Raw genomic sequence first — 26172 nt, 5'->3', positions numbered from 1 at the left:
TCGGGCGCCACGGGTGCGGGGTTCACGCGCCCACCGGGAACCGGCAGGCGGGTGGGGTGATCAGGACTCGGCGTTCTCGCCGGTCGCAGCGGCCTCGGCCGACTCGTCCTCGACGGGGACGAGGCTGATCTTGCCGCGGTTGTCGATGTCGGCGATCTCGACGCGGATCTTCGAACCGACGTTCACGACGTCCTCGACCTTGGCGATGCGCTTGCCGTTGCCGAGCTTGCTGATGTGCACCAGGCCGTCGCGGCCGGGGAGCAGGGAGACGAACGCTCCGAACGCCGTGGTCTTGACCACGGTGCCGAGGAAGCGCTCGCCGACCTTCGGCAGCTGCGGGTTGGCGATGGCGTTGATCTTGTCGATCGCGGCCTGCGCGGACGGGCCGTCCGCTGCACCGACGTAGACGGTGCCGTCATCTTCGATGGAGATGTTGGCGCCGGTCTCCTCGGTGATCGAGTTGATCATCTTGCCCTTGGGGCCGATGACCTCACCGATCTTGTCCACCGGGACCTTGATGGTGGTGATTCGCGGAGCGAATTCGCTCATCTCGTCGGGCGTGTCGATGGCCTCGGCCATGACCTCGAGGATCGTGGCGCGGGCATCGTGGGCCTGCGAGAGCGCACCGGCGAGGACCTGCGACGGGATACCGTCGAGTTTGGTGTCGAGCTGCAGGGCGGTCACGAAGTCCTTCGTGCCGGCGACCTTGAAGTCCATGTCGCCGAACGCATCCTCCGCACCGAGGATGTCGGTGAGGGCGACGTAGCGGGTCTCGCGGGTGCCGTCCTCGAGCTCGACCTCGTCGGAGACCAGGCCCATGGCGATACCGGCGACCGGGGCCTTGAGCGGCACACCGGCGTTGAGCATCGACAGCGTCGAGGCGCAGACCGAACCCATGGACGTCGAGCCGTTCGAGCCGAGGGCCTCGGAGACCTGACGGATGGCGTAGGGGAACTCCTCCTGGCTCGGCAGAACCGGGATGAGCGCGCGCTCTGCGAGGGCACCGTGGCCGATCTCGCGACGCTTCGGCGAGCCGACACGACCGGTCTCACCGGTGGAGTACGGCGGAAAGTTGTAGTGGTGCATGTAGCGCTTGCTGGTCTCGGGACCGAGCGAGTCGACCTGCTGCGCCATCTTCACCATGTCGAGCGTGGTGACACCCATGATCTGGGTCTCGCCGCGCTCGAACAGCGCCGAACCGTGGGCGCGGGGAACGACCGCGACCTCGGCGGAGAGGGCACGGATGTCGGTGACACCGCGGCCGTCGATGCGGAACTGGTCGCGCAGGATGCGCTGGCGCACGAGCTTCTTGGTCAATGAGCGGAAGGCAGCGCCGATCTCCTTCTCGCGACCCTCGAAGTTCGGAGCGACCTGCTCGAGCACCTCGACCTTGATCTCGTCGGTGCGGTCGTCGCGCTCCTGCTTGCCGGCGATGGTGAGCGCCTCGGCGAGCTTCTCCGACGCGGCGGACTCGACCGCGGTGTAGACGTCGTCCTGGTAGGGCGGGAACAGCGGGAACTCACCGGTGGGCTTCGCGGAGGCGGCGGCGAGCTGCTGCTGCGCGATGCACAGGCGGGCGATGAACGGCTTCGCCGCCTCGAGGCCCTCGGCCACGACGGACTCGGTGGGCGCCTGGGCGCCACCGTCGACGAGCGCGATGACGTTCTCGGTCGCCTCGGCCTCGACCATCATGATCGCGACGTCCGCGGTGTCGGGGTTGTCTCCCCCACCGACGATGCGACCGGCGACGACCATGTCGAAGACGGCGTTCTCGAGCTGCTCGACGGTCGGGAACGCGACCCACTGGCCCGACTTGTTGTCGTCGGAGACGATGAGCGCGACACGCACGCCACCGACCGGGCCGGAGAACGGCAGGCCGGCGAGCTGGGTGGAGGCCGACGCGGCGTTGATCGCGACGACGTCGTAGAGGTCGTTCGGGTTCAGGCTCAGAACCGTGACGACGACCTGGATCTCGTTGCGCAGACCGTCGACGAAGGACGGGCGCAGCGGCCGGTCGATCAGACGGCAGGTCAGGATCGCGTCGGTGGAGGGGCGTCCCTCACGACGGAAGAACGAGCCGGGGATGCGACCCGCAGCGTACATGCGCTCCTCGACGTCCACCGTCAACGGGAAGAAGTCGAACTGGTCCTTGGGCTGCTTCGAGGCGCTGGTGGCCGAGAGCAGCATGGTCTCGTCGTCGAGATAGGCGACGACCGAACCGGCGGCCTGGCGTGCGAGGCGGCCGGTCTCGAAACGGATGGTGCGGGTGCCGTAGGCACCGTTGTCGAGCGTTGCGGTGGTCTCGTAGACCCCTTCGTCGATCTCGACTGCGGTAGTGCTTGTCATCTGTATGTCTTCTCTTCCCTCTTCGTCTTCGCCGTACCCGCGCGGGCGCCGCGACCCCCGTGGCCACGGCTGCGCACCGACTCACGGAGGCGGTCGTCGATCGAAACCCTCCGGCGGATTCGGGATACGACACCCGACGGGACCGGAAGGTCACTACCGAGGACCGACACCGTCGGTGCATACGGATCATCACCATTGGAGGCGATGGAAGTCGCCGGCCGAACCGGCACAAACACCGACAGCCAACGAGGCCCAGTGTAGTGGGTACCCCGTCGGCTGCCGGAAAAGATCAGCGAATGCAGATCAGGTCGTGTCCTGTCCGCGTCAGCGACGCAGACCCAGACGCTGGATGAGCGAGCGGTAACGCTCGACGTCGACCTTCTCGACGTACTTCAGCAGGCGGCGACGACGACCGACCAGCAGCAGCAGGCCGCGGCGGGAGTGGTGGTCGTGCTTGTGCTGCTTGAGGTGCTCGGTGAGGTCCACGATGCGCTTGGTGAGCAGTGCCACCTGCGCCTCGGGGGAGCCGGTGTCGGTCTCGTGGAGGCCGTACTCGCCGAGGATCTGCTTCTTCTGTTCGGTGGTCAGAGCCACTGGGTCACTCCTGTACAACTGACGTCCGCGTGACGGTAGACGGACCGGAGTCCGCCCGGTACGGCCACCGCGAACCGCAGCGCGCACCGACGGTCCAGCCTATCAGAGCCGACTTCTGCCGCCGAACCACGATCGGGTTCAGCGCCGGCCGGCACCCGCGCGGCCCACCGCGGCCGACACCTCGGCGAAAACCTGGTCGAGCAACTCGACGTACCGGTCGATGTCGCGGTCGGGACGGAGGTCGTCCCGTGCCGGGGCCAGGACGGTGACCGCCGAGCGCCACGGGTACCGCCGCGTACTCCGAGGGCAGATCCTCCCCGCGCTCGCGGTAGTAGCGCTCGATCGCGAGCGACACCGTCGTCGACGGCGAGGTCGGCCTTCACCCAGTAGGGATAGTCCAGTGAGCCCGGCGCGTCGGCGATCCGACGTGCCAGAGCACTGACCAGGTGCATGCGGGAGGCGAAGAACGACAGAATCGACTCGCGGTCCGGGGTGCGCCCCCCGGTCCTCGGAGAAGACGGCGGACAAGACCTTTTTCGTACCGAACTCGCAGTTGCGTTCGTTCGGACGACACCGGACGGTCGACGGACACCCACGTCACTCGAGAGTCGGTGTCACTCGGAAGTCGGTGTCACTCGAAGTCGGTGTCACTGGGGAGTCTTCGTGAGAACCTCTCGCGCCCGTTCGGCGTCGCGGTGCATCGCGGAGATCAACGCTTCCACGGAATCGAACTTCTCCATGCCCCGCAGCCGCTCGACGAAGTCGACCGCCACGTGCTGGCCGTAGAGATCGGCCTTCTCGTCGAGGACGAACGCCTCCACCGTGCGCTTGCGTCCGGAGAAGGTCGGATTGGTGCCCACCGACACGGCTGCGAGGTAGCGCTGACCAGCCGTGAGTCCCTCGACGGGAGAACCGGAGTCGAGCACCGTGAACCAGGCCGCGTACACGCCGTCGGCGGGGATCGCCGCGTAGATCGGCGGTGCGACGTTGGCGGTCGGGAATCCGAGTCCGCGACCGCGACCGTCGCCGTGCACGACCACGCCTTCGACCCGGTGCGGGCGACCGAGTGCGTCCGCGGCCGCAACCACGTCCCCGGCGTCGACGCACGAACGAATGTAGGTCGACGAGAACGTCACGGCGTGCTCGGCGACCAGCGTGAGCCCCTGCACCGCGAACCCGAAACGCTCACCGATCGAGCGCAGCATGTCGACGGTGCCGGCCGCCTTCTTTCCGAAGGTGAAGTTCTCCCCCACGACCACCTCGGCCACGTGCAGTCGCTCGACGAGGATCTCGTGGGCGTACCGCTCCGGCGAGAGCTTCATGAATTCCGGGGTGAACGGCATGACGCAGAAAACGTCGATACCGAGTTCCTCGGCGAGCTCGGCGCGTCGCGCGAGGGTGGTCAGCTGCGCCGGGTGGCTGCCCGGGCGGACCACTTCCATGGGGTGGGGATCGAAGGTCATGAGCACGGCGGCCACACCGCGTGCCCGCGCGGCCTCGACGGCACGCGCTATGAGCTGCTGATGGCCGCGGTGTACGCCGTCGAACACGCCGATCGTGAGTACACACCGACCCCAGTCCGCAGGAATTTCGTCCAGACCTCGCCATCTCTGCACATCGGCAGCCTACGGCCCGTGAGCGGGTCGGGCACGCCCGGATGGCTCCCGGAGCGCCCCACATGACGGTGACGGCTCGGCGAATGCATAATTTCGGTGTGCCGAACTTTTCGTCGAGAACCCACAGAACACGGTCCGTATCCTCCCGTGCCGGTCGCATGATCGCCGCCTTCGCGGCCACGGCCTGCGCTGCCGCCCTCGCGGCATGTTCGACCACCGGTTCCGCCGACGATCGGCCCCTGGTCCTGACCACCTTCACCGTCCTCGCCGACATGGCGCGCAACGTCGGCGGCGACCACGTGCGGGTCGAGTCCATCACCAAGCCCGGCGCCGAGGTCCACGGCTACGAGCCCACGCCGGGCGACCTGCGGTTCGCGACCGAGGCCGACCTCGTCCTCGACAACGGACTCGGTCTCGAGCGGTGGTTCGAACAGTTCGTCGCCGATGTCGACGCCGAGCACGTGGTCGTGAGCGAGGGTGTGGACCCACTGCCGATCGGTGAGGGCGCGACGACGGGGCCCTACAACCCCCACGCCTGGATGTCCCCGCTCGCCGCCCGCGTCTACGTCGACAACATCGCCGCGGCACTGGCCGACCTCGCTCCCGAGCACGCGGACGACTTCGCGGCCCGCGCCGAGGCGTACAAGGCCGAACTCGACGGTCTCCACACCGAACTCGTCACCGCCCTCGACAGCGTGCCCGCCGACCGGCGCGCACTCGTCACCTGTGAGGGCGCGTTCAGCTATCTCGCGCGCGACGCCGGGCTGCAGGAGGCCTATCTGTGGCCGGTGAACTCCGACCAGCAGGGCACCCCGCAGCAGATCGCCCGGACCGTCGATTTCGTGCGCACCAACGAGGTTCCGGCGGTGTTCTGCGAATCGACCGTCTCGGACAAGGCGCAACGGCAGGTCGCGGCCGATACCGGAACGGAATTCGGCGGAATCCTCTACGTCGATTCGCTCTCCGAGGCGGACGGTCCCGTCCCCACCTACCTCGATCTGCTCCGACACGACATCGACGTCATCACGACGGGACTGAGGCCATGACTTCGACACTCGACACACCGGCACTGTTCGTCGACGACGTGACGGTGCGCTACGACACCGTCCTGGCCCTGCAGAACGTCACCCTGAAACTCGCACCCGGCCGCGTCTGCGGACTCGTGGGAACCAACGGCTCGGGTAAGTCGACGCTGTTCAAGACGATCATGGGTCTCGTGCGACCCACCTCAGGTCGCGTCACCATCGGCGGGACGACCACCGCCGTGGCGCGTCGCCGCACGCAGGTCGCCTACGTGCCGCAGTCCGAGGCCGTCGACTGGAACTTCCCGATCGGCGTGCGCGACGTCGTCATGACGGGCCGCTACGGCCACCAGGGCTTCCTGCGCCGCCCGCGCCCCGCCGACCACGAGGCCGTCGACGCCGCGCTCGAACGCGTGGGCATGACCGCGTTGTCCGGCCGGCAGATCGGACAGCTTTCGGGCGGCCAGCGCAAGCGTGTCTTCGTGGCACGGGCGATCGCGCAGGGCTCGCCGCTGCTGCTGCTCGACGAGCCGTTCGCGGGGGTCGACACCACCACCGAGCACGCGCTGACCGGCGTCATCCGCGAACTGGCGGCGAGCGGCCACGCGATCCTCGTCGCCACCCACGATCTTGCAGGTCTGGCGCAACTGTGCGACGAGGCGGTACTGCTGCAGCGGCGCGTGCTCGTGCACGGCTCCCCCGAGGAGGTCCTCCTCCCGGAGAACCTCGCCCGCGCCTTCGGCGCTCCCCCACCTGCGAACGGTGGACGAGCCGAGGACGTCGCACGGGAGACATACGCACAGGAGGCCGGACGATGATCGACGTGCTGATCGAACCCCTGCAGTACGGCTTCATGCAGCGCGCGCTGCTCGTCGCGGTCGCCGCGACGATCGTGTGCGCGCTGCTCAGCTGCTGGCTCGTGCTCATCGGCTGGTCGCTGATGGGCGACGCGGTCTCGCACGCCGTGCTGCCCGGTGTCGTCCTCGCCTATCTGGTGGGGGTGCCGTTCGCGCTCGGAGCCCTCGTCTTCGCCGGCATCGCCGTCGCGTTGATCTGGCTCGTCCGCGGCACGAGCCGCGTCAAGGAGGACGCCACCATCGGCATCGTCTTCACGACACTGTTCGCCCTGGGCGTGGTGCTGATCTCGAAGAACCCGAGCCAGATCGACCTGCACCACGTGCTGTTCGGAAACCTGCTCGGGCTCGCGACGGACGACGTCTGGCAGGTGTCGATCCTGGCGGCCGTCGTGCTGGCCGTCCTCGTCGCGAAGCGCCGCGATCTGACGCTGTTCGCCTTCGACCGCGTCCAGGCGCACACCCTCGGCCTGTCCCCCGCCGCGCTGTCGGCGTTGCTGTTGTCGCTGCTCGCGGTGACGATCGTCAGCGCGCTGCAGGCGGTCGGCGTGATCCTCGTCGTCGCGATGCTCATCATCCCCGGCGCGACCGCCTATCTGCTCACCGACCGGATGGCCCGGATGCTGGTGATCGCACCGGTACTCGCAGTGATCGCCTCGGTGGTCGGTGTGTACACGAGCTACTACACCGACGCCGCGACCGGCGGCGTGGTGGTGCTCGCCCAGGCCGTGGTCTTCACCCTCGCGTACCTGTTCGCTCCGCGTCAGGGTGTCGTCACCCGGCTCGTGATGCGTCGCCGCGCGCCGGAGGGCGAAAGGACCAGCGAGCCGACGGAGAGCGTGATTCCCGGGTGACGGTTACCTAAGCTGGACGCGTGCCTGAGAGTAACGAGACCACCGCGACCGAGCTGCTGTCCTCGGTCGCACAGGACTATCTCAAGATCATGTGGACGGTCCAGGAGTGGTCCGGGGAGAAGATCTCCACCAAGCTGCTCGCCGAGAAGCTGGGCGTGTCGGCGTCCACGGTGTCCGAAGCGGTACGCCGCCTCGCGGACCAGGGACTCGTCGACCACGAGCGCTACGGCGCGATCTCCCTCACCGACGAGGGCCGGCAGGCCGCCGTGGCGATGGTCCGGCGCCACCGCCTCATCGAGACCTTCCTGGTCCGCGAGCTCGGCTACGGGTGGGACGAAGTGCACGACGAGGCCGAGATCCTCGAGCACGCCGTCTCCGAACGGATGGTCGCAGCGATCGACACCAAACTCGGTCATCCCGAACGCGACCCGCACGGCGACCCGATCCCGGCGCCCGACGGCACGATCCCGTCACCACCCGCCCGCGCCCTGAGCGAGTTCAACGACGGCGACCACGGCCGCGTGGCCCGCATCTCCGACTCCGATCCCGCGATGCTGCGCTACTTCGACGAGGTCGGGATCGCCCTCGACACCGACATCACCGTGCTCGAACGTCGCGACTTCGCCGGAACCATCTCGGTCCGGTTGGGCCGGACCGAGGGCCGCACGATCGATCTCGGTCACCCGGCGGCGGAAGCGATCTGGCTCGTCTGAGCCGGCTACGATCCGGCCCGTCCGAGCCCGCTCACATGTTGGAGGGGCGCACCACGAACACCGCCGCAGCCCGCTTGCCCTTCTCCTGCAGCAGCGCCGCGGCCCGACCCTGCGCATCCACGGCGCCGTAGACGCCGTGGATCCCGACGGGCTCGAGCCAGCGGCCGTTCGCGAGCAGCCCCACCTCCTCGTCGCTGATGGTGCGGCACTCGAAGGCCGTGCGCACGGCCGCGTCGATGTCGAGGCTCGGCGTCGGGTCGTCGGCGAGCTGTTCGAGCGTGCGGGCATGTTCGAGGCCGAACGGGCCGACCTTCGTGCGACGCAGCGCCGTGAGATGACCGCCCACTCCGAGGGCCGCGCCGAGATCGCGTGCGAGCGCCCGAATGTAGGTGCCGGACGAGCAGTCCACGTCGACGTCGACGTCCACGAAGCCGCTCCCGGGCACATCGCGGCGGGCGAGGACGTCGAACCGCGAGACCGTGACCGGCCGGGCCTTCAACTCGACCGCCTCCCCCTCGCGCATGCGGGCGTAGGCGCGCTTGCCGTCGATCTTGATGGCGCTGACGCTGGCGGGCACCTGCTGGATGTCGCCTGTCAGCGCGGCCACGCCCTCGCCGATCTGCTCGTCGGTCACGTGCGTCGCATCGGTGGTCGCGACGGTCTCGCCTCCCGCGTCGTCCGTGACGGTGCTCTGCCCGAGACGGATCGTCGCGGTGTACGACTTGGTCGTCAGTGCGAGCAGCCCGAGCAGCTTGGTGGCGCGCTCGACGCCGAGGACGAGCACGCCCGTCGCCATGGGGTCGAGAGTGCCCGCGTGCCCGACCTTGCGGGTGCCGAGCAGTCGGCGGCAGCGCGCCACCACGTCGTGGCTCGTCATGCCGGCGGGCTTGTCGACGACGAGCAGGCCTGCGCGGGCGAGTGCCGGATGTTCCTGCGGGGGTGCGGCGTCGTTCATCAGCGCACCGTGATCGCGGTGAGGACGAGACCGTCGGCGATGAGCCACCGTCCGTCGAAGCCCGTCAGCGGCTGCCCGTCGAGGGTGTCGCCGGGGACGAGCAGTCGCGAGTGGAAGGTGCCGGTGACCACGTCCGAGGTGGTGTCGCGCTCGAAGGTGATGTGGGCGTCCTCGAAGCCCAGCCACCTCTTCGTCAGCGGGAACCACGCCTTGTAGGTGGCCTCCTTGGCGCAGAACAGCAGACGGTCCCAGTGCAGGTCGTCGCCGGCCGAGGCGAGCCACTCGCGTTCGGGTTCGAGGCTCACCGCGGGCAGCACCCCGTCGGGGAGCACGTCGTGCGGTTCGGCGTCGATGCCGAGCGATCGGATCTGCAGCGAATAGCCCAGCACGGCACCGCGATAGCCGTCGCAGTGGGTGAGGCTGCCGACGACGCCGCGCGGCCAGACGGGATCGCCCATCTCTCCGCGCAGTACCGGCGCGGGGTCGACGCCGAGGGTGCGCATGGCCTGGCGGGCGCAATGACGGGCACCGGCGAACTCGCGGCGCCGCTTCTCCACGGCCCGCGCCACGAGCGGCTCCTCCTGGGGATGCGGCCGCAGTCCCGGTGGGTCCTCGAACAACTCGGCTGCAGCGATGCCGTCCGGCACGATGCGCCCGATCAGCGCGCCGCGCGTGTCCGTCTTCTGCCCGGTGTCCGGTTCGGTCACCGCAACTCCTTCTCTCGTTGAGCCCGCATCTTCTCGGCCTCGGCTTCCATCTCGGGGGTCACGGTGAAATGACCGCCCCACTTGTTCAGGCTGCCCGGCGGATACTCCGGGACGGGGAGGATCTGCCGCAGGGGCTGCTCCGGCATGCCGCGTCGCTGCCATTCGCGCGGGTAGCCGACCGAGACCTCCTCGAAGCGCACCCCGTCGTAGTAGGTGGTCCGCGGGATATGCAGGTGGCCGTACACGCTGCACAGCGCCCGGTAGCGCAGGTGCCAGTCGGCCGTCTCGGTGGTACCGCACCACAGGGCGAACTCGGGGTAGAACAGCATCCGCGTGGGTTCGCGCACCAGCGGGAAGTGGTTGATCAGCACGGTGGGCAGGGCGGGGTCGAGCGCGTCGAGACGGGCGCGGGTCTGATCCACGCGTACCCGGCACCAGGTGTCGCGCGTGATGTACGGATCCGGCTTCAGCAGGAACTCGTCGGTCGCGACGACGTTGCGTTCGCGCGCCAGCGCGAGCCCGTCCGCCTTCGTCGTGGTGCCCTCCGGCAGGAACGAGTAGTCGTAGAGCAGGAACATCGGCACGAGCACCACCGGCCCGTCCTCGCCCTCCCAGATCGGATACGGATCCTCAGGGGTGAGCACGTCGAGTTCGCGGCACATCGTGACGAGATAGTCGTAGCGCGCGACCCCGAAAATCTGCACCGGGTCCTTGGCGGTCGTCCACAGTTCGTGGTTGCCGGGCACCCAGATCACCTTCGCGAACCGGCTGCGGAGCAGCGACAGCGCCCACCGGATGTCGTCGGTCTTCTCCGACACGTCGCCCGCGACGATCAACCAGTCGTCGGGCGACTCCGGATACAGGTCCTCGGTGACCGGCCGGTTGCCCCGATGGCCCACATGGATGTCGCTGATCGCCCACAGCTTCGCTGCCACGCACTAACCTCCCGACTCGTCCTGGATGCGCACCTGCCGGTCCGCGCCCGTCACCGCCCATCGTCCCGAGAGCGTGCGCCACACGACGGCGATCATCCGGAACACGATGAACACCGTAAGCCCCGTCCAGATACCCGCCAGACCCCAGTCGTACGCGAGCGACAACCAGATCAACGGCAGGAAGCCGAACAGCGCCGAGGCCAGCGTCGCGGTGCGCAGGAAGGCGGCGTCCCCCGCACCGAGGAGAACACCGTCGAGTGCGAAGACGATTCCCGCGAGCGGCATGATCGCGACGAAGAACCACCACGCGACGCCGATCTGGTCGAGCACCTCGGTATCGGTGGTGAACAGATCAGGAATCACATCCTTCCCCGCCACGAAGACCACCGCGAGGACGACGGCGAAGACCACCGACCACGCCGACAACCGCCACGCCAGGCGAGTCGCGCCCCGGCGGTCGGCCGCACCGAGCGCGGCGCCGACGAGGGCCTGCGCGGCGATCGCCAGCGAGTCCAGGGTGAGGGTCACGAAGGTCCACAGTTGCAGCACGACCTGATGACCGGCCACCGCGGCCGCACCGAAGCGCGACGCCACCGCCGCCGCGGACAGGAAGCAGGCCTGGAATGCGAGGCTGCGCGCGATCAGGTCACGTCCGAGCCGCAACTGTGCCCCGATCACGGCGGGTCGCGGTCGCAGCGGAACCCCGGACCGCAGCAGCGCCACGACGAACAGGACGGCCGTCACGGACTGCCCGATCACGTTGGCGATGGCCGAACCGACGAGTTCCCACCGGGGAGCGCCCAGCAGTCCGTGGACCAGTACCGGGCACAGCACCGCCGACAGGGCGAGGCCGGCGATGACGAATCGCAGCGGCCGCATCGTGTCCTGGACGCCGCGCATCCAACCGTTCCCGGCCAGGCCGACGAGGATCGGGGGAGCCCCGAACAGCGCGACGCGCAGCCACGAGACGGCGGCGTCGGCGATCTCGGCATCGCCGGCGAGCAGCCGCGCGACGGGGCCGGCCAGCGCCTGGCCGACGAGCAGGATCGCAAGTCCGACGATCATCGCGAGCCAGGTCGCCTGCACGCCCTCGCCGACAGCGTCGTCGTGCCGGTCCGCACCGTGGAAACGCGCCGCGCGCGCGGTGGTGCCGTACGACAGGAAGGTGAGCTGGGTGCTCACCTGCGCGAGGATCAACCCGCCGATCGCGAGACCGGCCAGGGGCAGCGCCCCCAGCCGGCCGACGACGGCGATGTCGAACAGCAGGTAGAGCGGTTCGGCCGCGAGCACCCCGAGGGCGGGAAGGACGAGCCCGAGGATCCGCCGTCCGGTGACGTCGGAAGCGTGTGAGCCGCCGGGCGTCTCAGAGGCGCGTGAGCCGCCGGGCGTCTCAGAGGCGCGTGAGCCGCCGGGCGTCTCAGAGGCGCGTGAGCCGCCGGGCGTCTCAGAGGCGCGTGAGCCGCCGGGCGTCTCGGAGGCGCGTGAGCCGCCGGGCGTCTCGGAGGCGGGCGACCCGCCGGACGCAGTCAACCGAGCACGCCGCGCAGGGCGGCGACGATCCGATCGGTGTCGCCGTGGGCGGTGTACCCCGCCGCCAGGCGGTGTCCTCCGCCGCCGAGTGCGGTGGCGACGGCGGACACGTCCACCGAGGTCTTCGCGCGCAGCGAGACGGTCCACTCCTCGGGAGCGACCTCCTTGAACACCGCGGCGACCTCGGCCTCGGCGGTGGTGCGCACGATGTCGATGACGCTCTCGACCTCCTCCGGACCGAGATGCGCGGAGTCGGCGCGCCGGACGAAGGCGTAGACCAGTCCCCTGCCCTGAGCAGCGTCGCGTTCGAGTCTGGCGGTGGCCAGCACCGACGACAGCATCGGCAACCACCCGAAGGGATGGGTGTCGAGCAGGGCCCGCGTGATCGACGTGCCGTCGATACCGGTGGCGAGCAGGCGCTCGGCAAGTCCGTGGGCCTGCGGGCGACCCCAGCGGAACGATCCGGTGTCGGTCACCAGTCCCGCGTACAGGCAGTGCGCGAGTGCGGCGTCGATCTCGACACCCCACACGTCGAAGAGGTCGGCGAGCACCATCGCGGTGGCCTCGGACTCCGGGTCGACGAGGTTGTGGGTGCCGAACCGCGTGTTGGACAGGTGGTGGTCGATCACCAGGACGTTCGGGGCGGTCTTCAGACGGTCGCGCAGGACACCGAGACGGCCCGCGGTACCGCAGTCGACGGTCACCACGAGATCGGCCTCACGGCGTACCTCCGCGACCGGCGTGACCAGGTGTGCGCCCGGCAGCGACCGCATCGAGTCCGGCATGTTCGCGGGCGAACCGAACGCGACCTGCACGGTGACACCGCGTCGCTCGAGCGCCAGCCCGAGGGCCAGCCCGCTGCCGAGAGTGTCGGCGTCGGGGTTGATGTGGCACAGCACCGTCACGGTGGCCGCCGCGTCGAGCAGTGCGGCGGCACCGTGCAGATCGACGGATCCTGCCGGGCCGGACGGGACGCCGGCATCGTCCCGGTGCGACGGGACCACCGGAGGAGTCGGGTCGGGCACCGGTGCGTTATTCGTCGTCGTCACCGGCGTCGCGCTCACGGGATTCCTTGTAGGGATCGGCATCGCCGGCCGGAACGGCGCCCTCACGGGCGCGTGCGACCTCGTCGTCGGCCGCGCGAGCGCGCGCGAGGAGTTCCTCCATGTGCCGTGCCGTGTCGGGCACGGTGTCGGTGACGAACGTCAGCGTCGGGGTGAACCGCACACCGGTGCCGGCGCCGACCTTCGAGCGGAGCACGCCCTTGGCCTTCTCGAGGCCGGCAGCAGCGGCCTCGTGATCGGGTTCGGTGTTCAGATCCGCGCCCCGGACCGTGTAGTAGACGGTGGCGTCGTGCAGATCCGCGGTGACCTTCGCGTCGGTGATCGTCACGAACTCGAGGCGCGGATCCTTGATCTCGAGGTCGATGGCGGTGGCCACGATGGTGGCAATGCGCTTCGCGAGTCGGCGAGCCCGTGCTGGATCGGCCATGTCGTTCGTTCCCTTCTGTAGCCGCCGGCAGGCGGCCTGTCGTGCGGCCGGGATCAGTCCTCGGGCCCGTACAGCCTGCGTCTGACCGACAGCAGGTCGAGTTCGGGCCGCTGGGCGACCAGCCGCTCACACTTGTCCAGTATCTCTCCGACGTGCGCGAGGTCGGGGGCGACGACCGCCACACCCACCTGCGCCCGGCGGTACAGATCGTGTTCCCCGGTTTCGGCGGCGGACACCCCGAGCCGGCGCAGTTCTGCGACCACCGGACGGATCGCCGATCTCTTCTGCTTGAGCGAATGCACGTCGCCGAGCAGCAGGTCGAGTTCGAGCGCTCCCAGATACATTCGCTTCTCTCCTCGAGGACACTCCGGTCGGCCGTCCGGTCGGCTCCGTGCCGGCCGGGTCGGGCGTCCCGACACACCCGTGGCGGCGAACGACGAATCGTTCACCGCCACGGGTGCGGGTGGATCAGTCGCGCGGCTTCTCGCGCAACTCGTACGCCTCGATCACGTCGCCGACCTTGATGTCGGAGTAGGTGATCGTCAAACCGCACTCGAAGCCCTCGCGGACCTCGGTGACGTCGTCCTTCTCGCGGCGCAGCGACGAGATGGTGACCGTCTCGGCCACGACGTTGCTGTCGCGGATGAGGCGGGCCTTCGCGTTGCGCTTGACGATGCCGGACTGCACGAGGCAACCCGCGATGTTGCCGACCTTCGACGACTTGAAGATCGCGCGGATCTCGGCGCGGCCGAGCTCGACCTCCTCGTAGATCGGCTTGAGCATGCCCTTGAGGGCCTTCTCCACCTCGTCGATCGCCTGGTAGATGACCGAGTAGTAGCGGATGTCGACACCCTCGCGGTTCGCGAGCTCGGTGGCCTTGCCCTCGGCGCGGACGTTGAAGCCGATGATCACGGCGTTCGACGCGGCAGCGAGGTTGACGTTGGTCTCGGTGACGCCACCGACACCGCGGTCGATGACCCGCAGGCGCACCTCGTCGTCGATCTCGATACCCATGAGCGCCTCTTCGAGGGCCTCGACGGTACCCGAGTTGTCGCCCTTGAGGATGAGGTTGAGCTCGTTGTGCTCCTTGAGAGCGGCATCGAGATCCTCGAGGCTGATGCGCTTACGGCTACGTGCTGCGAGCGCGTTGCGCTTGCGGGCATTACGCCGGTCGGCGATCTGACGCGCGATGCGGTCCTCTTCGACGACGACGAGGTTGTCCCCGGCGCCGGGCACCGACGTGAAGCCGACGACCTGGACCGGACGCGAAGGCAGTGCCTCGAGCACGTCCTCGCCGTGCTCGTCGACCATGCGGCGCACGCGGCCGTAGGCGTCGCCGGCGACGATCGAGTCGCCGACCCGCAGAGTGCCGCGCTGGATGAGCACCGTGGCCACCGGACCGCGACCGCGGTCGAGGTGCGCCTCGATGGCGACGCCCTGCGCCTCCATGTCCGGGTTGGCCCGCAGATCGAGCGCTGCGTCGGCGGTGAGCAGCACCGCTTCGAGCAGCTGGTCGATGTTGAGGTTCTGCTTCGCGGAGATGTCGACGAACATGGTGTCGCCGCCGTACTCCTCCGCCACCAGCCCGTACTCGGTGAGCTGCTGACGGATCTTCTGAGGGTTCGCACCCTCCTTGTCGATCTTGTTCACCGCGACCACGATCGGGACATCGGCGGCCTGTGCGTGGTTGATCGCCTCCACCGTCTGCGGCATGACGCCGTCGTCGGCTGCGACCACGAGGATCGCGATGTCCGTCGCCTTCGCGCCGCGGGCACGCATCGCGGTGAACGCCTCGTGACCCGGGGTGTCGATGAAGGTGATCAGGCGATCTTCACCGTTGAGGTGCGTCATCACCTGGTAGGCACCGATGTGCTGGGTGATGCCACCGGCCTCACCCTCGCCGACGTTCTCCTTCCGGATCGTGTCGAGCAGGCGGGTCTTGCCGTGGTCGACGTGACCCATGACGGTGACCACCGGCGGACGCTGCTGGAGGTCTTCCTCGCCGCCCTCGTCCTCGCCGTACTGGATGTCGAACGACTCGAGCAGCTCGCGGTCCTCATCCTCGGGCGAGACGACCTGCACGACGTAGTTCATCTCCGAGCCGAGCAGCTCGAGGATGTCGTCGTTCACCGACTGAGTGGCCGTGACCATCTCACCGAGGTTGAACAGCGCCTGCACCAGGGCCGACGGGTTCGCGTCGATCTTCTCGGCGAAGTCGGACAGCGATGCGCCGCGAGCGAGACGGATGGTCTCGCCGTTGCCACGCGGCAACCGCACGCCGCCGACCGACGGCGCCTGCATCGAATCGTATTCCTGCCGCTTCTGCCGCTTCGACTTACGACCACGACGCGGAGCGCCACCGGGACGACCGAACGCGCCGGCTGCACCGCCGCGACCGCGTCCACCGCCACCGCCACCGGGGCGACCGCGGAAACCACCGGGAGCACCTGCACCTGCAGGTGCGCCGCCACCGGCGCCGCCACCGCGGTAGCCGCCGCCACCGCCACCGGGACGTCCACCGGGAGCTCCGCCCGGACGACCCGGACGACCGGATGCGGCCGGACGCGCAGCACGCTGCGGCATCGCACCCGGGTTGGGACGCGGGGGCATCGAACCCGGGGACGGACGGGGACCGCCCTGTCCGGGCGCGGGGCGGGGACCGCCCTGTCCGGGAGCCGGACGCGGACCGGCCTGGCCGGGTCCGGGACGCGGGCCACCGGGGCCTGCTGCGGGACGTCCCTGTCCGGGCGTGGGGCGGGGGCCGCCCTGTCCGGGGGTAGGACGCGGTCCGCCCGGGCCGGGGCGCGGGGCACCCGGACGCGGAGCGGGACGCTCGGCCGGAGCCGAGGAGTACGGGTTGTTACCGACGCGCGGGGTCTTCGGACCCGGACGCGGACCGGCCGGCTTGGGGCCGGGCTTGGCCGCGGGAGCCTGCGGCGTCGCGCTGGGAGCCTGAGCAGCCGGGGACTGCGGTGCCGCCTGGGCAGCGGGGGCCTGCGGCGCGGGAGCCGCGGGCTCCTCCGGTGCCGGAGCGGGCTTGGGAGCAGCCGGCTTCGGTGCGCCGGGCTTCGGACGCGCGGTCTCGGCCGCGGGGGCCGGGCTCGCAGGGGTGGGCCGGGGACCCGGCCGGGGGGCACCGGGCTTCGGTGCGGGGTTGGGTGCAGCCTTCGCGGCTGCATCGCCTTCGGTCTTACCGAACGATTCGCGCAGTCGACGCGCGACCGGCGGTTCGACGGTCGACGACGCGGACTTGACGAACTCGCCCTGTTCCTTCAGGCGTGCGAGTAGTTCCTTGCTGGTGACACCGAGTTCTTTCGCCAACTCGTGCACGCGGGCCTTGCCTGCCACTGCTCTCCTCACTGATGAGGTCGAGCGGCCGACTGCCCGCACGACCTCGGGTTATCTCCGATGGACGTTCATCGCTGGTGCTTCACGGTGTGCTCATGAGTGTTCGTGCCTGTTCTTCTCAGAGTGCGATGTCACTGTTGGTGTTCCTCGTCGTCGTTCCCACGATCGTCGTACCCGGCCGAGGCCGACTCGATGCGTCCGTGATCACTGTGCCGTGGACCCGACCAGCTGATCCAGCGCTGTGGTGTCCGGATACCCGGTCACGCGCAGTGCCCTGCCGAATGCTCGACGCCGAACCGCCAGGCTCAGACATTCCGGGTTGGGATGCAACCAAGCACCTCGCCCGGGAAGCCTGCGTCGGGGATCGGGAATCACGGCGAAACCTGACGGTTCCTTCTCGCGCGCCACCACCCGGAGCAGTTCGGCAGCCAGCGTTCGCTGCCGACATCCGACACAGGTCCGCACCGTAGTGGCGCGTTCCCCGCCGGTCGAGGACAGGTCATGCTGAACCATCGACCACTGTACCGCTGATTTGCCCGGAATCCCGCATCCCACTCCTACGCGCCTGTCGAGCCGCCGCGCGAATCGTCGTTCCCGGCCGGTGCCGCGTCGCTGCGGATGTCGATCCGCCAGCCGGTCAGCCGGGCCGCGAGCCGGGCGTTCTGCCCTTCCTTGCCGATCGCGAGGGACAACTGGAAGTCGGGAACGACCACCCGGGCGGCGCGCGCGTCGGGGTCGACGACCGTGACCGACACCACCTTCGACGGCGACAGTGCGTTGCCCACGAACTTCGCGGGATCCTCGTCGTAGTCGATGATGTCGATCTTCTCCTCGCCGAGTTCGCGCATCACGTTGCGCACCCGCTGCCCCATCGGGCCGATACACGCACCCTTGGCGTTGAGGCCGGGGACGGTCGAGTGCACGGCGATCTTCGAGCGGTGCCCGGCCTCGCGGGCGACGGCGACGATCTCCACCGACTCGTCGGCGATCTCCGGGACCTCGAGGGCGAACAACTTGCGCACCAGATTGGGATGTGTCCGCGACAGGGTGATCTGCGGGCCGCGCTGTCCGCGGGAGACGCCCACGACGTAGCACTTGATGCGGTCGCCGTGCTCGTAGGACTCCCCCGGCACCTGCTCGGCCGGCGGGATCAGTCCCTCGGCGTTGTTCGTCTCGCCGCCGATCTTCACGACGACCATGCCGCGGGCGTTGGCACGCGAGTCGCGCTGCACGACGCCGCTGACGATCTCACCCTCGTGGGTCGCGAACTCACCGAAGCGCTGTTCGTGCTCGGCGTCGCGGATGCGCTGCATGATGACCTGACGCGCGGTGGTCGCCGCGATCCGGCCGAAGTCCTCGGGAGTGTCGTCCCACTCGGCGATCAGGTTGCCGTCGGCGTCGCGCTCCTCGGCGAGGACCTGGATGGCGCCGGTCTTCGTGTCGACCACGACCCGCGCGTGCGGCTGGTGTCCGTCGACGTGCCTGTACGCCGTGAGCAGGGCCGTCTCGAGCGTCGCGATCAGCTCGTCGAACGGGATGTTCTTCTCCGCCTCGAGCATGCGCAGGGCGGCGATCTCGATATTCACTTGTCCACCTTCGTTTCGTTCGTCTCGTCGTGGTCGTCGCTGCCCGTGTCGTCCTCGGGCCCTTCGGCCAGCTCCCCGGCCGCGACCCGGCCGTCCGGAACCCCGCCCGCGAGCTCGAGTTCCCTCGGTGGCGGCGGGGAGAACTCCACCTCCACCACCGCTCTGCGCACCGCCGAGAGCGGGACCGAACGCACGACCGGCCCGGACCGATCGGGCAGGACGAGCCTGATCTCGTCGCCGACGAGCTCGCCGATGCGTGCGACGAGGGTCTCGTCGGCCAGTTCCACCTTCGTCTTGCGACCCTGAGCGCGCCGCCAGTGGCGGGGCTCGGTCAGGGGCCGGCCGATCCCGGGGCTGGTGACCTCCAGGACGTAGGGCGACTCGCCGAAGTCCGAGACTCCGTCGAAGGCCTCGGAGACGATCCTGCTCAGGCGGGCCGCCTCGTCGAGACCGAGACCTGCGTCGCTGTCGACGAGGAGGCGCACCGTACTGTGCTTTCCGGCGGCCGTGACCACCACGTCCTCGAGGTCGTATCCCTCTCTGGCGAGCAGATCGGAGACGAGCTCGACGATCCTCTCCGGGGGCGGCACAGGCATGGCGGGCGGGCTCCTCGTTCAGTTGTGGTCGCAGCGGACAGCGGGCCGGAACGGATGCGTACCGGCAGACATCAAGCCTAACCCGCGTCTCCTGCTGCTGTGACCAGGGCGGCGTCCTTCGTCGGACGACGCGACTGGCAGGATGGTCCGGTGCCGATGCCACTCGACCGTCCCACCGTCTCTCGACGAACCCTCCTGCGATGGTCGTCGGTCGCCGTCGGTGGATTCGGAATCACGACGATCACCGCGTGCGGCGCCTCCGACGAGGATGTCGCCGAACCGGATCCGCTGGCGGGTCAGGCGACCCGCGCCCGCACCGACGCAGCGATCGCGACCGCGCTGGTCGCGCGGGCGCCGGAGCTGTCCGCGCCGCTCACCACGATCGCGGCCGAGCGGACCTCCCACGCCGACGCGCTCGAGGCCGAGATCGCCCGGATGGAGGGCGCCACCACGAGTTTCACTCCCCCGTCGACCACCGTGACCACTCCCACCGGTGAGCTGCCGACCGTCGAGGCGCTCCGTGAGCGGTTGAACCGGTCGCAGCGCGAAGCCGCCGACCTCGCACGCACGCTCTCGGGTTACCGCGCGGGTCTGCTCGCCTCGATCAGCGCGTCCTGCGCCGTGCAGACGGCGGTGATGTTGCCGTGAGCTCACCCGAACTCGGTTCCGAACAGCAGGCCCTCGTCGACGCCCTCGAGGCCGAACACGCGGCGGTCTTCGGATACGGCGTGGTCGCGGCCTTCGCGGATCCCGCCCGCGCGAACGCCGTGGCGGAGGACACCGCAGCGCACCGCGCACGCCGTGATGCAACGATCGAGGCGTTGCGCGCCGCGAGCGTCGAGCCGCCGGTCGCGGCACCCGGTTACACCGTGCCGTTCCCGGTGATCGACGCCGCGTCCGCCGCGCAGCTCGCCGAACAGATAGAGAGCGACACCGCGGTCGCGTGGCGGTCCGTCGTCGAACGGGCACGCAGCGAGGCCACCCGGGCCACGGCCGTGGACGCACTCACCGAGGCGGCCCTGCGGGCGGCGCGGTGGCGGCAGAGCCGCGGAGTCGTGCCGTCGGTGGCCTTCCCCGGTAAACCCTGATCCGGTCGGCCTCGATCCGGTCGACTCCGAAGCACGGGTCACCCGGTCACGACCGCCAGCGCGAAGCCGTCCCAGCCCTTCGATCCGACGGTCTGCAACGCCGTCGCGTCGAGGCGCGGTTCGCGGGCGAGCAGTTCGAGCACGTCCCGCGACGCGCGGACCCGTTCGTCGTCGCTGCCCTGATCGACGATGGCCCCTGCCCGCACCACGTTGTCGACGACGATGACGGTGCCGGGTCGCGACAGCCCGAGCGCCGCGCGCACGTAGTTGCTGTTGTTCTCCTTGTCGGCGTCGATGAACACCAGGTCGAAGGGATCCTCGTCGACCAGGCCCGGCAGCGAGTCCAGGGCGGGGCCGACCCGGATGTCCACACGGTCACCGACGCCGGCGCGGTCGAGATTGGCGCGGGCCACCTCGGCGTGCTTGCGCTCGTATTCGAGGGTGACCACCCGGCCGGACTCCCCGACGGCCCGGGCAAGCCAGATGGTCGAGTATCCGCCGAGGGTGCCGATCTCCAGGACCCGGCGGGCACCCCGGATCCGTGCGAGCAGGTGCAGGAACTTGCCCTGCGGCGCGGACACGTCGATGGGCGGCAGTTCCGCTGCGGCGTTCGCCTCGAGCGCTGAGCTCAGCGCAGGATCGTCGCCGATCAGCACGTCGGTGAGGTAGTTGTCGGTCGCACTCCAGTTGTCGGCCATGTACCTCATTGTGGTTCGGCGCGCAGCGCACCACGGCGACTTCTGCCACATACGCCGGTGCCCCCGCGACGGCAGGTCGCAGGGACACCGGGTTCCGCCTGTATCGGCGAATAAGAGCGTCAGCGGTTGACGATGCGCTGGACGACCTCACCGATCGGCAGTTCGTCGGCCTCGCCGGAGAAACGGTCGCGGACCTCGACCTTGCCGTCGGCGAAGCCGCGGCCGACCACGACGACGAGCGGCATGCCGAGCAGCTCCGAGTCCTTGAACTTCACGCCGGGCGACGCCTTGCGGTCGTCGAGGAGCACCTCGAGGCCGGCGTTCGAGAGTTCCTCGGCGAGGTTCTCGGCGCCTTCGCGGGCCTGCTCGTCCTTGTTGGCGATGACCAGGTGCACATCGAACGGTGCGATCTCCGACGGCCAGCGCAGGCCCTTCTCGTCGTGCTGCTGTTCGGCGACCACCGCGACGAGGCGTGACACGCCGACGCCGTAGGAGCCCATCGTGGGGCGGACGGGCTTGCCGTTCTCGCCGAGGACGTCCACCGCGAAGGCATCGGTGTACTTGCGGCCTAGCTGGAAGACGTGGCCGATCTCGATGCCGCGGGCGGAGAGGAGCGGGCCGGCTCCGTCGGGCGACGGATCGCCGTCGCGCACCTCGGCGGCCTCGATCGTGCCGTCCGGGGTGAAGTCGCGACCTGCGACCAGCCCGAAGACGTGCTTGCCCTGCTCGTCGGCGCCGGTGATCCAGCTGGTGCCGTCGACCACGCGGGGGTCGACGAGGTAGCGGACACCGTTGGCGAGCAGCGCCTTCGGGCCGATGTAGCCCTTGACGAGGAAGGGATTGGCCTCGAAGTCGGCGTCGGTGAGCAACTCGACCTCGGCGGGTTCGAGCGAGGCCTCGAGGCGCTTGTCGTCGACCTCGCGGTCGCCGGGGATGCCGATGCCGAGCAGCTCCCACTCGCCACCGGGCTGCCGGACCTTGACCATGACGTTCTTGAGCGTCTCGGCCGCGGTGACCTCCCGGCCGAGGACCTCCGACGCCGCGGCGACGAGCGAGGCGATCGTCGGGGTGCCGGGGGTATCGTGCACGACCGCCTCGGGCTGTCCGTCGATCGGCAGCGGTTCCGGCGCGAGCGTCTTCACCGCTTCGACGTTCGCCGCGTAGCCGGATTGGAGGCACCGCACGTAGGTGTCCTCACCCGCAGGCGAGTCGGCCAGGAACTCCTCGGAGGCGCTGCCACCCATCGCACCGGAGGTGGCCGAGACGATCACGTACTTCACGCCGAGACGCGCGAAGATGCGCTCGTAGGCGTCGCGGTGCGCCTTGTACGAGTCGGCCAGGCCCTCGTCGGTGAGGTCGAAGCTGTAGGAGTCCTTCATGACGAACTCGCGACCGCGGAGGATGCCGGCGCGGGGGCGCTCCTCGTCGCGGTACTTCGTCTGGATCTGGTAGAGCGTGACCGGGAAGTCCTTGTAGGAGTTGTACTCGCCCTTGACGGTGAGCGCGAAGAGCTCCTCGTGGGTGGGTCCGAGGAGGTAGTCGCCGCCCTTGCGGTCCTTCAGCCGGAACAGGCTGTCGCCGTATTCCGTCCACCGGTTGGTGGCCTCGTAGGGTTCGCGCGGCAGCAGCGCGGGCAGAGCGATCTCCTGCGCTCCGATGGAGTTCATCTCCTCGCGCACCACCCGCTCGATCTGCCGCAGCACCCGCAGCCCCAGAGGCAGCCACGAGTACACACCTGGCGCGATTCGTCGCACGTATCCGGCTCGGACCAGCAGCTTGTGGCTCGCGACCTCGGCGTCGGCCGGGTCGTCTCGGAGGGTGCGGAGGAACAGGTGCGACATGCGGGTGATCACGACCGTGCAGCCTACCGTGGCCATCTTCCGCGACGTCGGTACGGTTACCGGTTGTGCTGGTGCTTCTCCCCCCTTCCGAAACCAAGTCCGACGGCGGCGACGGCGGACCGCTCGATCTCGCCGACCTGTCGATGCCGCAGTTGACGGAGACGCGGGAGATGCTCGTGCAGGCCCTCGTCGACCTCTCCGCCGACCCCGAGGAGTCGAGCCGCGCACTCGGGCTGGGTACGAAGGGCGCCGACGAGATCGAACGCAACGCGAAGTTGTGGGTCTCCCCCACCCGCCCGGCGCTGGAGCGGTACACCGGCGTGCTGTACGACGCGCTCGACGCGGGAGCCTTCACGAAGGCGCAGCGCGACAAGGCCTATCGACGCCTGGGCATCGGGTCGGCGCTGTTCGGCGCGGTCCGGGCTGCGGATCCGATCCCCGCCTACCGCCTCTCCGGAGGGTCGAAACTGCCCGGCTTCGGCACCGTGAAGTCCGTGTGGCGGAACGAGCTCACCGACGCGCTGGTGGCCGAGGCCGGCGGCGACCTCGTGGTCGATCTCCGCTCCGGGGTCTACCAGCAGCTCGGTCCCGTGCCAGGTGCGGTGACCGCAACCGTGCTCACCGAGCAGCCCGACGGCACCCGCAAGGTCGTCAGCCACTTCAACAAGCACCACAAGGGCCTGCTGGCCCGCGCGCTGGTCCTCACCCGCGCGGAGCCGAGCGATATCGGAGCGCTCGCCCGCGTCGCGACGAAGGCGGGACTGAGGGTCGAGGTGGAGTCGCCGACCGAGCTGGTCGTGCTCACCTGACCTCGAGTCCCATCGCCGCGACGATCCGGCGAGCCGTGTGCAGGACGGCGCCGAGTCGCGCGGTCAGGACCAGGTCGTCCGATTCGGTGGCGAACCGTTCGAGTTCGGTGAGATTGCTGCGGCACGTCCCGTCGGGGTCGACCTCCCGGCCCGCCCCCACGGCATCGACCATCTCGGCGAGGGCGTCGAGCATCGCTGCGATCCCCGTCCGCAGGCGGCGACAGTCGGCTTCGGCGACGTCGTCGCCGAGTACGGGGTCCAGAGCGTGCGCGAGTTCCTCGACAGCGCTGGACACCGACGAGAGGTCGTCGAGGGTCCGGTCCCAGCGACGTGCCCATTCCCCGGCCCGTGCAGCGGCGGGGCGTGGGTTCATCCGGGCACTCTCGTGCGCCCACCGTGATTCCTCGAAGGCGCGTTGCACGAGGCTGTCGATGCCCCGCGCGCGCTGCACCCAGTCCCGCACCCCCGACGATCCCTCACGGCATCCGGACGCCATGTCCCGCAGCAGGTCGCGCAGCTCACCGGTGAGTTCGCGGGCCTCCTTGCCCGCCGAGTACACCGGCGGGAAGACCAGCGCCGTCACGGCCACGCCGATCGCCGCGCCGATCGCCGTCTCCGCGAGTCGTTCACCGAGCAGGATCGGGCTGTCCGAGGCGCCCGTCGCGATCACCAGCAGCGCGGTGATCGCCACCCAGATGCCACTGGCCCCGAACCGTCGCCAGCGACCCGCGAAGTAGCCGATCGCCACGGCGATGCCGATCGCAGCGGTCGTCGACTCAACGAGCCGCGTCACCACGACCGCGACCAGCAGACCCGCAACCACCGCCCCGACCTGCACCACCGCCTGCTGGAGCGAGCGCACGAGCGTCGCCTCGACGAGGAAGACCGCGACGTAGGGCGCGAGGAATGCCTGCTGGAAGTGGAAGACCTCGGTCACGACGAGCCACGCGACGACCGCGGCGAGCGTGGACCGGAACGCCTGGAGGGCGACGTACCGCTCGTGTCCGGCCTCGCGTACGGCCCGGACGATCCACGATCCGACGAATCTGCCCCGTTCGAGAACACCGACCTGCATGGGCGTCGGGTACCCGGCGTTCGCGCGTGGCAGGCGTGAGCAAACTCATCCGCCGCGCCGACGGTCCCGGGATCAGGACGTCTGCGCGGCCTTCTCGGCTTCCTGCGCCTGGGCGACCTCTTCGGGGGTGAAGCGGATGAACAGAGCCGCGATACCGGCGATCACCGCGCAGACGGCGCAGCCGACCAGCGCGAACATGTAACCCTCGCCCTGCGCGACGAGCTGGGCGTCGGTCATGCCGGCGACGGCCCCCGAGACACCGCCGAGCGACATCGTCCGCGAGGTGGCCATCGCACCGATCACACCGAGGCCGATCGGACCTCCGAGGGTCGTTGCGACCTGCGCGATCGCCGAGAGCGGTCCGATCTCGTGCGGACCCACCCCGGAGATCGCGCACAGCGGCAGCGGGACGACGGCCAGTCCGACGCCGAAACCGACGACGAGCACCAGCACGAACAGGGTCGGGAAGTAGCGGACGCTGCCGTCCATCGTCGATCCGTAGAGCAGGCTCACCGTCATGATCACCGAGCCGGTGACCACCAGCCAGCGGGGTTCGATCCGCGCGACCATCTTCGACGACACCGCGGCGGCGCCTCCGAGACCGAAGGCGAACGGCACGAACGCCAGGCCCGCGGAGAGTGGGCTGTAGCCGAGAATGTCCTGTACGAACAGGGCGACGAAGGCCGCGAGGCTGAACATCACCGCACCCGCGAAGAAGATCGCCACGAAGGTCGCGACGCGGTCCTTGTTCCGGAACAGCACGAACGGCAGCAGCGGGTTCTCGGCCCGCCGCTCGGCGAGCAGGAACAGTCCCAGCAGCACGAAGCCCGCGGCGACAGCACCGATCACCGGAAGGCTCGACCAGCCGAGTTCGGGGCCCTCGGTGAGACCGAAGACCAGACCGGTGCAGCCGAGCGTCGCGAGGATCGCGCCGGGAACGTCGAGCGCGAGGCGTTCGGACGCGGTCTCACGCAGCGCGATCGCGGCGAGCACGACGATGAGCACACCGATGGGGACGTTGATGAGGAAGATCCAGCGCCACGACACCTGTGTGAGGGCCCCACCGAGGATGAGTCCCGCGATGGACCCGACGCCGGTCATGGCGGCGAAGACCGCGATGGCGCGGTTGCGTGCCGGGCCTGCGGCGAAGGTCGTCGCAACGAGCGCGAGAGCGGTCGGGGACGCGACCGCGGCCCCGACACCCTGCAGGGCGCGGGCGCCGATGAGCGTCGCTTCGCCGGTCGCCAGCCCGCACAGAAGGGACGCCAGGGTGAACAGGCCGACCCCGCCCATGAACATGCGTTTGCGCCCGTAGCTGTCGCCCAGGCGGCCGCCGAGGAGCATCAGTCCGCCGAACGCGAGGGCGTACGAGGTGAGGACCCAGTTGCGACCCGAATCCGACAGTCCCAGATCGCTCTGCAGCGGAGCGAGCGCGAGATTCGCGACCGTTCCGTCGAGAACGACCATCAACTGGAGACCGCTGAGGACCAGCATGGCCAGAGCGACCGCGCGGG

The 26172-nt window shown here is 69.6% G+C and carries 25 protein-coding genes; 7 read left to right on the top strand and 18 right to left on the bottom strand.

Translation table 11 applies throughout. The features are described 5' to 3' along the window. Nucleotides 1–60 precede the first annotated feature (60 nt). From KXC42_RS09660 to KXC42_RS09650, 3 genes are all read right to left on the bottom strand, one after another. On the bottom strand, nucleotides 61–2346 hold the full coding sequence (locus KXC42_RS09660; protein WP_033096524.1) for a polyribonucleotide nucleotidyltransferase: 2286 nt from the start codon (nucleotides 2344–2346) through the stop codon (nucleotides 61–63). Nucleotides 2347–2670: 324 nt separating this feature from the next. Next, a complete protein-coding gene (gene rpsO / locus KXC42_RS09655; RefSeq protein ID WP_006551263.1) occupies nucleotides 2671–2940 on the bottom strand; it encodes a 30S ribosomal protein S15 in 270 nt (89 codons plus the stop codon). Between the two features lie 647 nt (nucleotides 2941–3587). Then, nucleotides 3588–4556 carry a bifunctional riboflavin kinase/FAD synthetase gene (locus tag KXC42_RS09650; protein WP_006551264.1) on the bottom strand — a complete coding sequence of 323 codons (969 nt, stop codon included), beginning with the start codon at nucleotides 4554–4556 and terminating at the stop codon, nucleotides 3588–3590. A gap of 158 nt (nucleotides 4557–4714) precedes the next feature. Between KXC42_RS09650 and KXC42_RS09645 the strand changes: the two genes are divergently transcribed. From KXC42_RS09645 to KXC42_RS09630, 4 genes are read left to right on the top strand one after another with little or no spacing between them, the layout of a single operon-like run. Beyond that, nucleotides 4715–5602: a metal ABC transporter substrate-binding protein gene (locus KXC42_RS09645; protein WP_064061595.1), complete on the top strand. Its 888-nt coding sequence runs from the start codon at nucleotides 4715–4717 to the stop codon at nucleotides 5600–5602. Then, nucleotides 5599–6396 (top strand): metal ABC transporter ATP-binding protein, encoded by a 798-nt coding sequence (locus tag KXC42_RS09640; protein ID WP_006551266.1) that lies wholly within the window; start codon nucleotides 5599–5601, stop codon nucleotides 6394–6396. Before KXC42_RS09645 ends, KXC42_RS09640 begins: the two co-directional genes overlap by 4 nt. Further along, nucleotides 6393–7286, top strand: coding sequence for a metal ABC transporter permease (locus tag KXC42_RS09635; protein WP_219130252.1), 894 nt, complete (start codon nucleotides 6393–6395; stop codon nucleotides 7284–7286). The genes KXC42_RS09640 and KXC42_RS09635 overlap by 4 nt, the downstream gene beginning before the upstream one ends. A 20-nt stretch (nucleotides 7287–7306) precedes the next feature. After that, nucleotides 7307–7999 carry a metal-dependent transcriptional regulator gene (locus KXC42_RS09630; RefSeq protein WP_006551268.1) on the top strand — a complete coding sequence of 231 codons (693 nt, stop codon included), beginning with the start codon at nucleotides 7307–7309 and terminating at the stop codon, nucleotides 7997–7999. 31 nt (nucleotides 8000–8030) lie between these two features. Here the strand turns inward: KXC42_RS09630 and truB are convergent, their stop codons facing one another. The 11 genes from truB to rimP all read right to left on the bottom strand — a co-directional run bounded on the left by truB (nucleotide 8031) and on the right by rimP (nucleotide 19147). Next, nucleotides 8031–8954 carry a tRNA pseudouridine(55) synthase TruB gene (gene truB, locus KXC42_RS09625; protein ID WP_219130251.1) on the bottom strand — a complete coding sequence of 308 codons (924 nt, stop codon included), beginning with the start codon at nucleotides 8952–8954 and terminating at the stop codon, nucleotides 8031–8033. Continuing rightward, nucleotides 8954–9616: a 4'-phosphopantetheinyl transferase Npt gene (gene npt, locus KXC42_RS09620; RefSeq protein WP_024100661.1), complete on the bottom strand. Its 663-nt coding sequence runs from the start codon at nucleotides 9614–9616 to the stop codon at nucleotides 8954–8956. Before npt ends, truB begins: the two co-directional genes overlap by 1 nt. A gap of 41 nt (nucleotides 9617–9657) precedes the next feature. Continuing rightward, nucleotides 9658–10596, bottom strand: a complete 939-nt coding sequence (locus KXC42_RS09615) for a metallophosphoesterase (RefSeq protein WP_219130250.1) — start codon at nucleotides 10594–10596, stop codon at nucleotides 9658–9660. A gap of 3 nt (nucleotides 10597–10599) precedes the next feature. Beyond that, nucleotides 10600–11916: an MATE family efflux transporter gene (locus KXC42_RS09610; RefSeq protein ID WP_051424905.1), complete on the bottom strand. Its 1317-nt coding sequence runs from the start codon at nucleotides 11914–11916 to the stop codon at nucleotides 10600–10602. A 206-nt stretch (nucleotides 11917–12122) separates the two neighbouring features. Next, complete coding sequence (locus KXC42_RS09605; protein WP_051121543.1) at nucleotides 12123–13130, bottom strand: bifunctional oligoribonuclease/PAP phosphatase NrnA; 1008 nt, start codon at nucleotides 13128–13130, stop codon at nucleotides 12123–12125. Nucleotides 13131–13158: 28 nt separating this feature from the next. Further along, nucleotides 13159–13617 carry a 30S ribosome-binding factor RbfA gene (gene rbfA / locus KXC42_RS09600; RefSeq protein ID WP_006551274.1) on the bottom strand — a complete coding sequence of 153 codons (459 nt, stop codon included), beginning with the start codon at nucleotides 13615–13617 and terminating at the stop codon, nucleotides 13159–13161. A gap of 53 nt (nucleotides 13618–13670) precedes the next feature. Next, complete coding sequence (locus tag KXC42_RS09595; RefSeq protein WP_006551275.1) at nucleotides 13671–13961, bottom strand: DUF503 domain-containing protein; 291 nt, start codon at nucleotides 13959–13961, stop codon at nucleotides 13671–13673. A 124-nt stretch (nucleotides 13962–14085) separates the two neighbouring features. Then, nucleotides 14086–16965, bottom strand: a complete 2880-nt coding sequence (gene infB, locus KXC42_RS09590; RefSeq protein ID WP_024100657.1) for a translation initiation factor IF-2 — start codon at nucleotides 16963–16965, stop codon at nucleotides 14086–14088. A 204-nt stretch (nucleotides 16966–17169) separates the two neighbouring features. Next, the gene (locus KXC42_RS09585; protein ID WP_219130249.1) at nucleotides 17170–17478 is read right to left on the bottom strand and encodes a YlxR family protein; all 309 of its coding nucleotides are present in this window, start codon (nucleotides 17476–17478) and stop codon (nucleotides 17170–17172) included. Nucleotides 17479–17522: 44 nt separating this feature from the next. Next, complete coding sequence (gene nusA, locus KXC42_RS09580) at nucleotides 17523–18551, bottom strand: transcription termination factor NusA (protein WP_006554228.1); 1029 nt, start codon at nucleotides 18549–18551, stop codon at nucleotides 17523–17525. Then, complete coding sequence (gene rimP / locus KXC42_RS09575; RefSeq protein ID WP_019289143.1) at nucleotides 18548–19147, bottom strand: ribosome maturation factor RimP; 600 nt, start codon at nucleotides 19145–19147, stop codon at nucleotides 18548–18550. The genes nusA and rimP overlap by 4 nt, the downstream gene beginning before the upstream one ends. Nucleotides 19148–19297: 150 nt before the next feature. On the opposite strand from rimP, the gene KXC42_RS09570 reads away from it, so the two are divergent. After that, on the top strand, nucleotides 19298–19795 hold the full coding sequence (locus tag KXC42_RS09570; protein WP_373922189.1) for a hypothetical protein: 498 nt from the start codon (nucleotides 19298–19300) through the stop codon (nucleotides 19793–19795). Beyond that, nucleotides 19792–20235 (top strand): ferritin-like domain-containing protein, encoded by a 444-nt coding sequence (locus KXC42_RS09565; RefSeq protein ID WP_219130248.1) that lies wholly within the window; start codon nucleotides 19792–19794, stop codon nucleotides 20233–20235. Before KXC42_RS09570 ends, KXC42_RS09565 begins: the two co-directional genes overlap by 4 nt. A 38-nt stretch (nucleotides 20236–20273) precedes the next feature. Here the strand turns inward: KXC42_RS09565 and KXC42_RS09560 are convergent, their stop codons facing one another. Together KXC42_RS09560 and KXC42_RS09555 are read right to left on the bottom strand one after the other, a co-directional pair. After that, nucleotides 20274–20933, bottom strand: a complete 660-nt coding sequence (locus KXC42_RS09560) for an O-methyltransferase (RefSeq protein ID WP_033096518.1) — start codon at nucleotides 20931–20933, stop codon at nucleotides 20274–20276. 119 nt (nucleotides 20934–21052) lie between these two features. Continuing rightward, a complete protein-coding gene (locus tag KXC42_RS09555; RefSeq protein ID WP_024100656.1) occupies nucleotides 21053–22786 on the bottom strand; it encodes a proline--tRNA ligase in 1734 nt (577 codons plus the stop codon). A 53-nt stretch (nucleotides 22787–22839) separates the two neighbouring features. Between KXC42_RS09555 and yaaA the strand changes: the two genes are divergently transcribed. Continuing rightward, on the top strand, nucleotides 22840–23583 hold the full coding sequence (gene yaaA, locus KXC42_RS09550; RefSeq protein WP_024100655.1) for a peroxide stress protein YaaA: 744 nt from the start codon (nucleotides 22840–22842) through the stop codon (nucleotides 23581–23583). Here the strand turns inward: yaaA and KXC42_RS09545 are convergent. Both KXC42_RS09545 and KXC42_RS09540 read right to left on the bottom strand, forming a co-directional pair. Next, nucleotides 23576–24658, bottom strand: coding sequence for an aromatic acid exporter family protein (locus tag KXC42_RS09545; protein ID WP_219130247.1), 1083 nt, complete (start codon nucleotides 24656–24658; stop codon nucleotides 23576–23578). The genes yaaA and KXC42_RS09545 overlap by 8 nt on opposite strands. Nucleotides 24659–24730: 72 nt before the next feature. Continuing rightward, nucleotides 24731–26152, bottom strand: a complete 1422-nt coding sequence (locus tag KXC42_RS09540; RefSeq protein WP_232238113.1) for an MFS transporter — start codon at nucleotides 26150–26152, stop codon at nucleotides 24731–24733. Nucleotides 26153–26172: the final 20 nt, after the last annotated feature.

It is taken from the genome of Rhodococcus sp. LW-XY12, from assembly GCF_019317345.1.
GTDB lineage: Bacteria > Actinomycetota > Actinomycetes > Mycobacteriales > Mycobacteriaceae > Rhodococcus > Rhodococcus pyridinivorans.
This window is presented reverse-complemented; position numbering and strand designations above follow the sequence as displayed.